Below are 12,681 nucleotides of genomic sequence, written 5' to 3' on the forward strand. Positions count from 1 at the left end.
TCAGGACCTGGGCGCGGTGAGGCCGGTGCGGCGTTGCTCGATGATCAGGCAACGGTCCTCGACGTAGAGCAACCCTGCGTCCTCGGCGATCGCGCGGGCCTCGTCGGATTCGATACCCAGTTGCAGCCAGAGCGCGGTCGCACCCGCCGCCACGGCCTGCCGCGCGACCTCCGGCGCATCCTCGGACGGCCGGAACACGTCGACCAGACCGACCTGCTCGGGTACATCGGCGAGGGTGCGGTAGACCTTCTCGCCCACGATCTCGTCAGCATGCGGGTTCACCGGGATGATCCGCCAGCCGTGCTCGGCCATATAGGCGGGCACCTCGTTGGCGGCCTTCGACGGATTGGCGCTGGCACCGACAACGGTGATCGTGTCGTAGGTACGCAGGATCTGTTCGACGACCTCGTCGGTTGTGCTCATGCGGTCGAGTCTAGGGCGGGGTCCGCCACCCCGCCGACGTCTCGGCATCGCCGACAAGGCACTCTCGACGGAGTGACCACCTGGGAACTGCTCGCCGTGCTCGTCGCCGGCGTCGGAGCGGGAGCCATCAACGCCGTGGTCGGCAGTGGCACGCTCATCACCTTCCCCACCCTCGTCGCGTTCGGCGTCCCGCCGGTGAGTGCCACGATGTCCAACGCGATCGGCCTGGTTGCCGGCGGCGTGTCCGGGACCTGGGGCTATCGTCGCGAGCTGCGAGGTCAGTGGCCGCAGCTGCGGTGGCAGATCCCGTCGTCGTTCGTCGGTGCGATTCTCGGGTGCTGGCTGCTGTTACACCTCCCCGAGACGGTGTTCGAGGCGATCGTGCCGGTGCTGTTGGTCGCCGCGTTGATCTTGGTCGTGGCGCAACCGCGGATCCAGAAGTGGGTCGGCCATCGATCCGTCGGGCCGACGGGCGAGACACCGTCGCTGAGTCCGGCGCGGATCGCGGCGATGATGGCCGGCACGTTCGCGGTCGGCGTGTACGGCGGCTACTTCACTGCCGCGCAGGGCATTCTGCTGATGGGCGTCCTCGGGGTGATCGTGCCGGACAACATCCAGCGGATGAACGCGGCGAAGAACCTGCTGTCGCTGGTGGTCAACGTCGTCGCAGCCGTCACCTACACGCTGGTCGCCTTCGACCGGATCAACTGGACGGTCGCCGCACTGATCGCCGTCGGCTCGCTGTTCGGCGGCGTCATCGGCGCCCGCTACGGTCGGCGACTCTCGCCGGCCGCGCTGCGTGCCGTGATCGTCGTGGTCGGCCTCATCGGCTTGTGGCGGCTTCTGACCGCGTGAGTGTCCGGGGTGGGCTTCCCGCCCCGCTGGTCGAGTAGATCGCGAGGCGCCCACTTCCCGGTGGTCGAGTAGCTTGCGAGGCGCCGGCTTCCCGCTGGTCGAGTAGGTCGCGAGGCGCTAGCCGAGTGGGCGTATCGAGACCACACCCGCGCACCGGACTCTGTTTCTGTCGGTGGCCGGTGAGAGACTGTCTTCGGTTCACGCGGAATGCGTCGACACTGCGAACCGATCCCCCGGGGGTGGGGGTTTGGGTTTCGGTGTCTGTCGGACCCGCTGAATATGCTGTTGGTGAGTTTGGTTGTGGTGTGGGCGTGCGCTGTGTGATGACGGGCAGTTGATGAGGGTGTCCCTGTCGGTCGCGAGTGTGAAGGCCTGTGCTGGTGTTCTCTTGTTCGGATCCTGTCGCCGCGGATGCGGCGATCACCTGCGCGTCGGCAGCTGACGCTGCGGTGGCCGCGGGTGAGCATCTACGGGTCAGCCGCCAACACGAAGCCCGTGCCCTGCTCGCGGCGTACCGGTTGGGGCAGTCGGTGTATGACGACATGCTGGTATCGCTGAACGCCACCGGGCAGATGCGGGCCCGCAACACCGCCGACAAAGCCGCCGTCGGGGAGGTCTCGTTGGCGTTGGGCTTATCGCGCACCAAAGCCGGTTCCTGGTTCAACCTGGGTGAAGCGCTGCAACGACTCCCCAAGATCCGGATGCGATATCTGGCCGGCGAGTTCAGCACCCCCCGAATGGCAACCATGGTCTACGCCGCCCAAGCCGCACCCGAAGGCATCATCACCGACCCGAGCACAAACCCGCCTGAGTCGGATGCGGACGACACCCCCGACACCGATCCCAGCGATCCCCTCGACCACGATGATCCGGTCGACCACGATGATCCGGTCGATCCGAGCACCGGTGACGACCCCGCCGATCCGGCTGATCCGGTCGATCCCGACGAACCGGTCGATCCGGCTGATGCCGCTGACTCAGACGGGCACGACCCCGCCGCCGACCCCGCCGCCCCTGGTGAGTCGTCGGCGTGGACGTTTGAGGATCTGGCGTTGGAGTTGGGGTCGCGTGCGACGACCGATCCGGTGTTGCGTGATCAGTTGGCCGAGGCGGTGATCAGTCTCGATCCCGAGGGTGCCGCACAAGCGCGTGAGGAGTTCGGGCAGGCGTGGCAAAACCTGACCGTCACCGCCGACTCGTCGGGGCACATGAATATTGATGGGTGTGTGCCCGCCGAAGACGGCGTCTACCTCGCTCAACGCATCGCCGCGTTGATCGCCGCACGAGTGTGTCGCCGCGATCCGCGCCGCATCGGGCAACAACGGGTGATGGCGTTGGCCGAGATCACCGGCGTGCCCGGCAAAACACTGACCTGCGGCTGCGGCCGCACCGACTGCCCCCACAACCCCACCCCCGACACACCCAACCCCAACGACCCGAACGGCCCGAGCGGCCCGAACGGTCCGAACGGCCCGAGCGATCCGAGCGGTCGGAGCGGTCCGAGCGACCCGACGGACACGACGGACACGACGGGCCCGAGCGGTCCGAACCGTCCGGACACTCCCGAGGTTCCCGTCGAGCCGACAGAGTCGCCCGACGCGAACGGCTATGGCGCCGAGCATGTTCCGGCGGAATCCGACGCCGGCGACATCGGTGACACCGATCGTCGCGGCGCAGACGTAACCCGCGGTCACGATGCTGCGCCCGTCGACGGTGATGGTTCCGGCGAGAACGATGCGCCCGCCGACGACTCCCGTGTCACCGAAGGCGCTGCGGTGAGCGACGATTCGGCACCACCATCCCCACCCGCCTGGACCCTGCTCCTCGACCCCACCACCACCGAGGTCCCCCGACTCCGCGGATACGGGGCGATCGACCCTGCCCTCGCCACAAACCTGGCGCACAAGTCGACACTCATCCCCGCACCCACCCACGCGCAGCGCCGCCGCCCTTCCGGGCTGATCATCGTCGGCGACCACGACCCCGCCCCACCGGCGCCACCGGCGCCGCCGGTCGATCCGACCGGACACGGCGGATACGAGCATCCACCACCGGGAGCACTGACCTACACCCCATCGCAGCGGTTACGCCGACACATCCTGTACACGGATCTGACCTGTCGATACCCGTGGTGCAGCAGACCCTCCCACGACTGCGAGCTCGATCATCTCTGAAGTACCCCAGGTTTAGTTCCGTCATCTGTAGGAGGATGGAGCCATGCCACGTCAGTATCCGCCGGAGTTCCGGCAGAAGTCTGTGCGCATGTTGGAGACGGCGTTGGAGGCCGACGCCGAGCTCTCGGAATTCGAGGCAATCCGTCAAGTTGCGGCCAAGCAGCAGGTGGCCGAGGAAACGCTGCGCCGGTGGCGCCGTAAAGCCCAGATCGACGCCGGGCAGCGGGCCGGCACCAGCAGCGAGGAGCACGCCGAGATCCGGCGGCTGAAGAAGGAAGTCGCCGAACTGCGGCGGACCAACGAGTTACTCAAGTCGGCGAGCGCGTTTTTCGCCTCGGAGCTCGACCGGACCACGACGAGATGATCGCGTTCATCGACAAGTTTCGCGATCAGTTCGGGGTCGAGTTCATCTGCCGCACCCTGCGCGCGGCAGGCGTGGTGTTCCTCACCTCGCGAGGATATCGGGCAGCGAAATCCCGCGCCGCGTCGGCACGTTCGATTCGCGATACCGAACTCGTGGCGGTGGTCAAGCAGGTCCACAGCGACAACTATGCGGTGTACGGGGTCAAGAAGGTGCACGCCGAACTGCGCCGCAAGGGTCATGTGGTCGGCCGTGAGCAGACCCGCCGACTGATGCGGTGCGCCGGGGTGCGCGGGGTGCAGCGTTCGAAGAAAGTGTTCACCACCCGCGCGGACCCAGCCGCTGCGGTTCCGGAGGATCGGGTCAAGCGCACTTTTGTTGCCACACAACCGAATCAGCTGTGGGTCGTGGACATCACCTATGTGCGGACCTGGCAGGGATTCGCCTATGTCGCGTTCGTCACCGACGTCTGTACCCGCAAGATCATGGGCTGGCACGTCGCCTCGTCGATGCGGACTGAGGACCTTCCCCTTCCGGCGTTCGATCATGCTGTGTGGCAGGCGAATACCGATCTATCCGGGTTGACCCATCATTCCGACCACGGGTCGCAATACCTATCGCTGGCCTATACCGACCGACTGATCGAGTTGGGAATCACACCGTCAGTAGGGACCGTCGGGGACTCCTACGACAACGCGCTGGCCGAAAGCGTGAACTCGGCCTACAAGACCGAGCTGATCCGCCAGCGTGGTCCCTGGCGCACCGTGGAGCAGGTCGAGTTGGCCACTCTCGAATACGTGTGGTGGTACAACAACCAACGCCTGCACGAAGCCCTCGGCTACGTTCCCCCAGCCGAGTACGAGGCCACCTTGACCGGGGCCTCACACCCCAGCGAGCCAGCCGTCCCGGCCCTCGCAACCACATAGGAACTAAACCTGGGGTACTTCACTCGTCAAGTTCCACCACGCCGACCCCCACGCCGGCGGCTGGACCATCGACGCCAACCTGGCACCGATCTGCACCCCCGATCACCACCGCAAACACCTCGGAATCTGGCTACCCACCATGCACACCGACCGCACCATCACCTGGCACAACCCCACCACCGGACAGGACGTGATCACCCACCCACGATGACACCTTCCGCCCTAGCGAGACGCCGGCAGCGCCTGGCCGAGCAGCGACCACCAGTACTCCTCGGGGATCTCCTCGCCGGCTCGAAGTACCTTGGCGAGCCCGATCGCCATGAAGATGCCGAGAATGCCGAGCCACAACCCGGACAACGAGATCAGCGTCCACGCGATCGCGACCGCGAACGACCACGGATGGAGGATCAACAGAATCGGCGCGAAGAAGAACCCCGCGGCGACAAACCAATACGATCCCCACCGATCGCAACGCATCACCACCGTCAACCAGCGTGGGCTCGATGCGGTCGGCGCGGCGGTGGGAATCGGAACAGCCTGGGTCTGAGATGTCATGGGGACCTCCTCGATGCTGGGTACCTCCATGCTCCGACTACGGACTCGTCGAATCCACTACCTGCGAGGTAATGGATTCGGTCCCTATTATCGGATCATGACGCACCCGAGCCCACTGATGGCCGAGGCCCGACGGTGCTCCTGATCCGCGATCTCGGCGAGCTCTTCGTCGAGCGAGATTCCGACCGGTACGACCCGGGCGGGGCCAAACCCCGGACGATCCTCGCACTCCTGTGCGCGAACGCCGGACGGCCCGTCCCGGCCACGACCTTCATCACCGAGGTGTGGGGACCCGACGCTCCCGAGAAGACCCAGCGGGCATTGGAATCCCAGATCTGGCGGCTACGCAAGGCGCTGTCGTCAGGCGGCGAGCCCTCCGTGATCGTCACCGATCGTGCCGGATACCGTTTGGACGTCACCGATACGACCGTCGATTCCATCGAATTCGATTCCGCCGCAACCACTTCCCTCGCGCACGGCCGCCCGACATCCATCACTCGGCTCGACGAGATCCTATCGCTATGGCGCGGTGAACCTTTCGCGACCGCGGGTTCGACACCGACGATCGATCAGGCGCGTCGGCGTCTGCACACGATTCGCGCGGCACTGCTCACCCGTCGTGCCGATCTGCTGCTGGCCGACGGCGATTTCGACCGTGCGCTCGGCGAGGCGCAGGCACTCATCACCCGCGATCCCCTCGACGAACACGACTGGGCACTCAAGATTCGCGCTCTCGCGGCGAGTGGGCAACGCGCCGAGGCACTGACGGCCTATCGCGACATCCGCGAACTCCTCGCCACCGAACTCGGCATGGATCCCGGCGACGAGGTCCGCACCGCGCACCGCGGCGTGCTCGACGACCACAGCCGCGCCGTGCGCCGGGTTCATCTGCCCTCCCAGCACACCTCGTTCGTCGGGCGCGACACCGAGCTCGCCGAACTCGTCCGGCTCCTCGAGTCGGAGCGCGCCATCTCCGTCACCGGTATCGCCGGGGTCGGCAAGACCCGCCTCGCACTCGAAGCCGCGCGTCGCGCGGCGGACTCCTTCGACGACGGTGTGTGGTTCATCCGGCGAAGCGCCGACGGCGGGACCACAACCGACCACGCCACCGCGATCCTCGCGACCCTTCGCGTTCAACCGTCACCCGACTTCCCGACCGCACTCGATCAGGTGTGCGCGCACCTGTCGACGATGTCGGCGCTACTCGTGCTCGACGGCCGCGCGCACCCGCAGGACACCGACGTCGCCGACGCCATCCTGCAGCGCTGCGCAGCCGTCACGATCCTCGGCGCCGGCGATCCCCTCGGGGTCGAGGGCGAGCATGTCGTGACCGTGCACCCGCTGCCCGTCGACGGTCCCGCCGGCACACCCTCACCCGCGCACCGACTTCTCGTCGACCGCATCCGGGTTGCGACCGGAACGTTCGATCCGGGCCCTCGAGACCACGCAGAGCTCGACCGGATCTGTCGCGCGATGGGTGGACTCCCACTCGGCCTGGAACTGGCTGCGTCCCGAACCGCGACGTTCGCTCTACGCGAGGTCGCCGAGCAGTTCGGCACATCGGTCCCAGAGCCGGTCGGGCGCGCGTTCGCGCTGGCCTACGAGTCCCTGGGTCCGCAACTCGGCGATCGTTTCATCCGACTGACCGCCCTCCGGAGTCCGTTCACACCGTCGCTCGCGCAGGCGGTGTGCGGTGGCGGTGACGTCGCCGCCGACCTCGCCGAACTCGCCCGCCGCTCGCTGTTGTGGCCGATCCGCGGCGACCGGCACAGGACGACTCGCTTCACCATCCTCGGTACGGTCGCGGACCATGCGCGTTCGACGTCGCCGGAAGCCGCAGGCGTCGCCGTCGCCCGACGCGACGACGCGGTCGCCGCCCTGCTCGCGACGACGCCCATGCGCAGCACCCCTGACTCCGCCCGCGACTTCGCGCGGGTCGAGGACGATCTCCACACCGTCCTCGCGTTCTTGGAATCGGTCGTCATCGATCCCCAGAGGCTCGATGTTCACATCGACCTGATCGAGCAACTCGGCCCGTTCTGGTTTCTCCGACGACGCCTGGCCGACGGTATCCGCATCCTTCGCACGGCCGCCGCCACCAGCGCCGCGGGCGGCTGCTCGGCGCGCACCGACGCGATGGTCAACGCATCCCTGGGCGCTGCGCTCGCCTTCAGTCAACAGATCGATCAGGCGCGGCCGCACCTGACCGCACGCCCGCTCGACGAACTCGGCGTGGTCATCGCCGACGGGGACGCCGACCCGGCCAAGCACGGTCTGCGGCTCGCCTTCCTGTCGCTCGCCGCGTGGACCGGTGACGATCATGCGCTCGCGCTGGAGTTCGCCGAGCTCGCCGCCGACACACTCGACACGGGTGGCCGATCCATGGCCGCGACGGTCACCGCAGCCCTCGCACTCGCCGAACTGACCACCGGGGACATCGGGGCGGGCGCCGATCACGCCCATTCCGCACTCGCCCTGAGCACCGAACAGGGTGATCCGCTCGCGACCCATCTCGCCGCCGTGATGATGGGCATCGGATCGTTGTTCGCCGGTGACACCCAGATGGGATTGCGGTGGAATGATCAGGCCTTCCGCGCATATCTGGACGCCGGCGGTGTGCAGATATGCGACACCGTCGAGCAACGCGGAAACCACCTCGCCCGCGCCGGCGAGATCATCCGTGCAGGTCATGCGTTTGCGGTAGCCCGCTGCTACGCCGTCGACGCCGGGATGGAGTGGCCCCGGGGACCCTTCACCCACGATGCGATCCGCACCTGCCGAGAGACCGACAACCACGCCTTCGACAGCGGGTGGCGCGCCGGTGCGCGAGCCGCCGCAGACGCCCTGCGGGTGGGTGATCACGAGCGGTTCGCGAACATGTGAGCGTTTTGTGAGGACGTCGCGGTGTCCTGTGTCCACCCCATCGACACGCACCACGGAGGTTCCCATGACACATCGAATCGCATTCGCGAACGAGGAGTTCGACGGCCAGTTCGGCCGCACCCTGCAAGCCGCCGCCGTCGGCGCCGCCGACCTCGGCGAGGCCTATGCGACCGCAACCGCGATCGGCGGCAGGTACGACACACAGCGCTGGTACACCGAATGGCTCGCACGCGCCGAATCCGTCAGCGAGATGGCCGAACGGGCCCATGTCGGAGGACATCTCGCCACCGCCCACCAAGCGTACCTGCGGGCCGCCGAGTACTACCGGCAGGCGTACTTCTATCTTCGCTCCGATCTCGACGACCAGCGTCTCCACAACGCCTACCACGCGCACTGCCGGACCTTCGGACACGCGATGGAATTGCTGCCGCACACCAGCAGCCCGATCGTCGCCGACGAGGTGGCCATTCCCTACGCGGCAGACCCGGCCCGCACCGACACCGCACGCACCGACATTCACGCCTGGCTGTTCCGCCCGGCCGCCGACACCGCTCGCCCGCGCCCGACCATCGTGATGCCATGCGGCTACGACTCGACCGCGGAATCCGGCTGGGGGTACGCGCAGGGTGCGCTCGCCCGCGGCTACAACGTCCTGAGCGTCGAGGGCCCCGGCCAGGGCGCGGCCCTCATCGTCGACCGCATCTTCTTCCGTCCCGACTACGAGGCCGTGCTGCCGCAGATCCTCGACTGGCTCGTCACGGCGCCCGGCGTCGACACCGACCGCATCGTGGCCGTCGGCCGGTCGTTCGCCGGGTACCTGATCCCCCGGGGTGTCGCCGGCGAGCCGCGCGTCGCCGCGATGGTCTGCGACCCCGCCGAGACGGACATGGGCGCCAAGATCCCCAGCGGCTGGAAGGGCCGGCTCGCCGCACCGCTGATGACCACGCTCAGGAAGGTCAGCCGTGAACGCGCCGACTTCTTCGGAGGCCGCATGGCCTGCCACGGGATCGACGACATCGGCGCCTACCTCGACGAGCTCAAGACGTTCACCCTGGGCGACCGAGCCGCCGCGATCTCCTGCCCCACCTTCATCGTCGAATCTCCCGGTGACCCGGTCGGCGGTCAGGGCAGGATGCTGTTCGACGCACTGACCGTCGAGATCAAGGAACTGTTCGCACCCGACGCCGGCACGGGGATCGAGGGTCATTGCGGCGGTCTCGGCCAACGGGTCTGGGATTCGGTCGTCTTCGACTGGCTCGACGACGTCCTGGCCCGCACCACGAGTACGGCGAGCACGATCGGCGGACGGCGATGAGGGCCACCCCCGGCCGCATCAGCAGCGGTGGCGGTTTCGGCCTCGGCAGCCGGATCGGTGGACTCACCGGCAACCGGTGGCTCACCCTGCTCGCGATGACCGGCGCGCTGTCGATGATCATGCTCGATCAGACCGTCGTCACCGTGGCCTTACCGTCGATGACACGTGATCTCGGACTGTCCTCGTCAGGTCAGCAGTGGGTCGTCAACGCCTATGTCCTCGCCATGGCGGCATGCGTCGCGCTCGGGGGCAAGCTGGGTGACCGGTTCGGCCCGGTGACGTGCTTCCGCGTCGGCGTGGTCACGTTCTTCATCGCATCGGTCCTGTGTGGCCTGGCACCGGGCGGCGGCGGAGAGGTGTGGATTCTGGCGGCCCGCGCAGCGCAGGGGGTCGGCGCCGCACTGATGATGCCCGTGTCCGCGAAGATCGTGATGGACGCCTTCCCGATCCAGGAACGCGGACGGGCGATGGCGGTGTACGCGGGCGTCTCGCAGATCTTCCTCGCCGTCGGACCGCTGATCGGCGGCGCACTGACCGAGTGGATCAGCTGGCGAGCGGTGTTCTGGCTCAACGTCCCGGTCGGAGTCATCGCGCTGATCCTCGTCGCGGTGGCACGGCCGGCCGACCGGCGCGACCGGACCGAGAAGGTGAGCATCAGTGCCGCCGCGATGCTGGTCACCGGACTGCTGCTGACCGTGCTCGCCATCCAGCAGGGCAGCACCTGGCACTGGGGTTCACCCGCCACCCTCGTCCCACTCGCACTCGGCATCATCATCACCACGGCGTTCATCGTGACCCAATGGCGCTCGGCCACACCGCTGGTCGCCGTCCGGCTGTTGGCCCGGCGCGCCTTCGGCGCCAATCTGATCACCCTGGGACTCGTCCAGTTCTCCCTGCTCGCCGCGATCCTGTTCTCCACCCTGTATCTGCAGGATCTGTTGCACATGAGCCCGATGACGGCCGGACTCGCGTCGCTGCCACTGATCCTGCCGATCACCGTCGCCGCGCAGCTCGGCGGACGCTGGTATGACCGCCGCGGCAATCGCCCACCGGTGCTGACCGGCCTCGCGATCGCGACACTCGGCATGATCTGCTGGACGATCTCGCTCCCGCACCTGGACTATGCGTGGCAGGTACCCGGCATGATCATCACCGGATTCGGTCTCGGACTGGTGTTCTCGCCGACCAACACCGACGCCCTGTCGCGGGTGACGTCGGCCGAGCGCGGCCAGGCCTCCGGAATCGTGCAGACGGTCCGTCAACTCGGCGGCACGCTGGGTGTCGCGGTGATCGGGTCGATCGTCCTCGGGGTCGAGCATCAGGTCACCCGCACGCCGATCCCGCAGCACGCCGCCGACGCCATCACCGTCGGATTCTGGGTGGCGACAGCTGTGTTCGCGCTCGCCCTGGTGTGCGCAGCCGCCTTGTTGTCGAAAGAACGGATCACCGATCAGACGGAGCCCGCCCTGGCGCCCGCGGCGTAGACCGGTCCACCCCGGAACTGCCGTCGACACTCGCGACGCCGTCGTCGTCACTGGTCAACAGTGCGACGGCGGTGGCGCCCGCGATGGCTCCGATGAACCCGACAATCGCGAGCCAGGCCAACCCGTCGATCGCCTTGTCGCCCAGGAAGAGGACACCGATGAGCGCCGGCCCACCCGTCTCGCCGACGACGAGGACCGCGGTCACCGCGTTCACCGGCCCGATCTGCAACGCCACCGTCTGCACGTAGAACGCAGTCGCGCCGGCGATCGCGATCGTCCACGCGGCCGGGTCCAGCAGCAGCCGCGGCAGATCGAACGGACTCACCCCGTCGAGAACCCGGACCGCGACGGCGATCGCGCCGTACATGACGCCCGCGAGGGCCCCACAGAAGATCGCGCCACGTTCGCGGAGCGTCCGCATCACCACGAACCCGGCGATCACCAGGACCAGGCTGACCCCGAACAGCCCCCAGTGAAACGCCATGTGCATCGTCGGCGCCGCCTGGTGGGAGGCCGAGGCGCCCAGCATGCACAGGGACACGACGACGACAGCGATCGCGATCCACTCGCGGCGGCCCAGGACGTTGCCCAGCCAGACCATGCCGAGTATCGCGGTGATCACCAGGTTTCCCGCGACGATCGTCTGCGCGAGGAAGAGCGGCAGGAACCTCGCCGCGACAGCACCACCGGCGAACCCGATGATCACCATCAGCGTGCCGAACAGGAACGTCGGGTCCCCGAATGCCGCGAGCGTCGACCGCGACGATCCATCGGCGTCGGCACCGGTCCGCTGCAGCGCACGCCTCGCGCCGACCGCTCGAAGCACCGTCGACAGTCCGTACGCGATGGCGGCCAGTGCGGCGGCGATCACTCCGATGGCGAACATGCACTGACCGTAATGTCTGGTTCCCGATTCTGCGGGCTTGCCGCACACGCAACGCATGACTGGCACAGAAATCACCGTCATCCGACGGATGTTGTGCGCCGGCGATCAGAGCAGAGTCGATGACATCAGCAACAAGCAACAACAACCCCGCAAGGAGCACACAATGAACGCAAAAGACATGATCATCGGACTGGCGCCGTGGATTCTCTTCTCCCTGGTCGTCTCCCACCTCGGAGCCGGCGCAGCCGGCTGGGCCGGGGCAGCCGCCTGCCTCGCCTCGCTCGCCCTCATCGGCTACAGCGTCGTACAGAAGCGCTCGATCAAGATCCTGGACGGCGCCGGCGCGATCACGTTCGGCGTCATCGCCGCCATCGGCTTCGTCGGCGGACCTGCCGTCGACACCTGGCTCACCGACTACGGTCGCGGCACCACCACCGTGATCCTCGGCCTGGTCATGCTGGTCTCGGCGTTCACCATCCCGTTCACCGAGCAGTACGCCCGGGAGACCGTCGACCCGCGCTACTGGGGCAGCCCGGTGTTCCGTGCGAAGAACCGCACCATCAGCCTGCTGTGGTCCGGCGTGATCTTCGCGATGGCCGCCTGCCACCTGATCGCCGGCGTGCTGGCCTCCGCCGACACCATCTCCGGTGCACATCCCGGCAACATCCTGCTCAACTGGGTCATCCCGATCGCACTGATCATCTTCGCGGTCAAGCGCACCCGGGTCATCGCCGAGCACGACGCAGCACCGGCACCGACCGCAGCAACCCGCTGACCGAGCCCTGACCCGACCCCGGACCACCACCTCCCAGAAAGCGC

At 67.6% G+C, this 12,681-nt stretch carries 9 protein-coding genes, 1 pseudogene and 1 other annotated feature; of the genes and pseudogenes, 7 read left to right on the top strand and 3 right to left on the bottom strand.

Features of this window, described 5'->3' with window-relative positions; all coding sequences use genetic code 11:
• On the bottom strand, nt 1-423 hold the full coding sequence (locus D7316_RS15185; RefSeq protein ID WP_124708984.1) for a CoA-binding protein: 423 nt from the start codon (nt 421-423) through the stop codon (nt 1-3).
• 72 nt (nt 424-495) lie between these two features.
• On the opposite strand from D7316_RS15185, the gene D7316_RS15190 reads away from it, so the two are divergent.
• The 3 genes and pseudogenes from D7316_RS15190 to D7316_RS15200 all read left to right on the top strand — a co-directional run bounded on the left by D7316_RS15190 (nt 496) and on the right by D7316_RS15200 (nt 4,739).
• On the top strand, nt 496-1,278 hold the full coding sequence (locus D7316_RS15190) for a sulfite exporter TauE/SafE family protein (RefSeq protein ID WP_124708985.1): 783 nt from the start codon (nt 496-498) through the stop codon (nt 1,276-1,278).
• Between the two features lie 380 nt (nt 1,279-1,658).
• On the top strand, nt 1,659-3,452 hold the full coding sequence (locus tag D7316_RS15195) for a 13E12 repeat family protein (RefSeq protein ID WP_124708986.1): 1,794 nt from the start codon (nt 1,659-1,661) through the stop codon (nt 3,450-3,452).
• A gap of 43 nt (nt 3,453-3,495) precedes the next feature.
• Nucleotides 3,496-4,739, top strand: a pseudogene (locus D7316_RS15200) (IS3 family transposase).
• Nucleotides 3,774-3,875 (top strand) — a sequence feature (AL1L pseudoknot). Its footprint overlaps the pseudogene before it by 102 nt.
• A 222-nt stretch (nt 4,740-4,961) precedes the next feature.
• Here D7316_RS15200 and D7316_RS15210 read toward each other — a convergent pair.
• Nucleotides 4,962-5,294, bottom strand: a complete 333-nt coding sequence (locus tag D7316_RS15210; RefSeq protein WP_124708987.1) for a hypothetical protein — start codon at nt 5,292-5,294, stop codon at nt 4,962-4,964.
• A gap of 135 nt (nt 5,295-5,429) precedes the next feature.
• On the opposite strand from D7316_RS15210, the gene D7316_RS15215 reads away from it, so the two are divergent.
• The 3 genes from D7316_RS15215 (at nt 5,430) to D7316_RS15225 (ending at nt 10,976) form a co-directional block, all read left to right on the top strand.
• On the top strand, nt 5,430-8,177 hold the full coding sequence (locus tag D7316_RS15215) for an AfsR/SARP family transcriptional regulator (RefSeq protein ID WP_124708988.1): 2,748 nt from the start codon (nt 5,430-5,432) through the stop codon (nt 8,175-8,177).
• A gap of 64 nt (nt 8,178-8,241) precedes the next feature.
• Nucleotides 8,242-9,492, top strand: coding sequence for an alpha/beta hydrolase family protein (locus D7316_RS15220; protein ID WP_124708989.1), 1,251 nt, complete (start codon nt 8,242-8,244; stop codon nt 9,490-9,492).
• Complete coding sequence (locus tag D7316_RS15225; RefSeq protein ID WP_124708990.1) at nt 9,489-10,976, top strand: MFS transporter; 1,488 nt, start codon at nt 9,489-9,491, stop codon at nt 10,974-10,976. Before D7316_RS15220 ends, D7316_RS15225 begins: the two co-directional genes overlap by 4 nt.
• Here D7316_RS15225 and D7316_RS15230 read toward each other — a convergent pair.
• On the bottom strand, nt 10,936-11,862 hold the full coding sequence (locus D7316_RS15230) for a hypothetical protein (protein ID WP_232016925.1): 927 nt from the start codon (nt 11,860-11,862) through the stop codon (nt 10,936-10,938). The genes D7316_RS15225 and D7316_RS15230 overlap by 41 nt on opposite strands.
• A gap of 163 nt (nt 11,863-12,025) precedes the next feature.
• Here D7316_RS15230 and D7316_RS15235 point away from each other — a divergent pair, with 163 nt between their 5' ends.
• A complete protein-coding gene (locus D7316_RS15235) occupies nt 12,026-12,637 on the top strand; it encodes a hypothetical protein (RefSeq protein WP_124708991.1) in 612 nt (203 codons plus the stop codon).
• The last annotated feature ends 44 nt before the right edge of the window (nt 12,638-12,681 follow it).

Source organism: Gordonia insulae, from assembly GCF_003855095.1.
GTDB classification, from domain to species: Bacteria; Actinomycetota; Actinomycetes; order Mycobacteriales; family Mycobacteriaceae; genus Gordonia; species Gordonia insulae.

What these genes read in the sequence shown, in the direction of transcription:
- D7316_RS15235 (WP_124708991.1), top strand. Translation starts at nt 12,026, where the DNA reads ATGAACGCAAAAGACATGATCATCGGACTGGCGCCGTGGATTCTCTTC.
- D7316_RS15185 (WP_124708984.1), bottom strand. Translation starts at nt 423, where the DNA reads ATGAGCACAACCGACGAGGTCGTCGAACAGATCCTGCGTACCTACGAC.
- D7316_RS15230 (WP_232016925.1), bottom strand. Translation starts at nt 11,862, where the DNA reads ATGTTCGCCATCGGAGTGATCGCCGCCGCACTGGCCGCCATCGCGTAC.
- D7316_RS15225 (WP_124708990.1), top strand. Translation starts at nt 9,489, where the DNA reads ATGAGGGCCACCCCCGGCCGCATCAGCAGCGGTGGCGGTTTCGGCCTC.
- D7316_RS15210 (WP_124708987.1), bottom strand. Translation starts at nt 5,294, where the DNA reads ATGACATCTCAGACCCAGGCTGTTCCGATTCCCACCGCCGCGCCGACC.
- D7316_RS15220 (WP_124708989.1), top strand. Translation starts at nt 8,242, where the DNA reads ATGACACATCGAATCGCATTCGCGAACGAGGAGTTCGACGGCCAGTTC.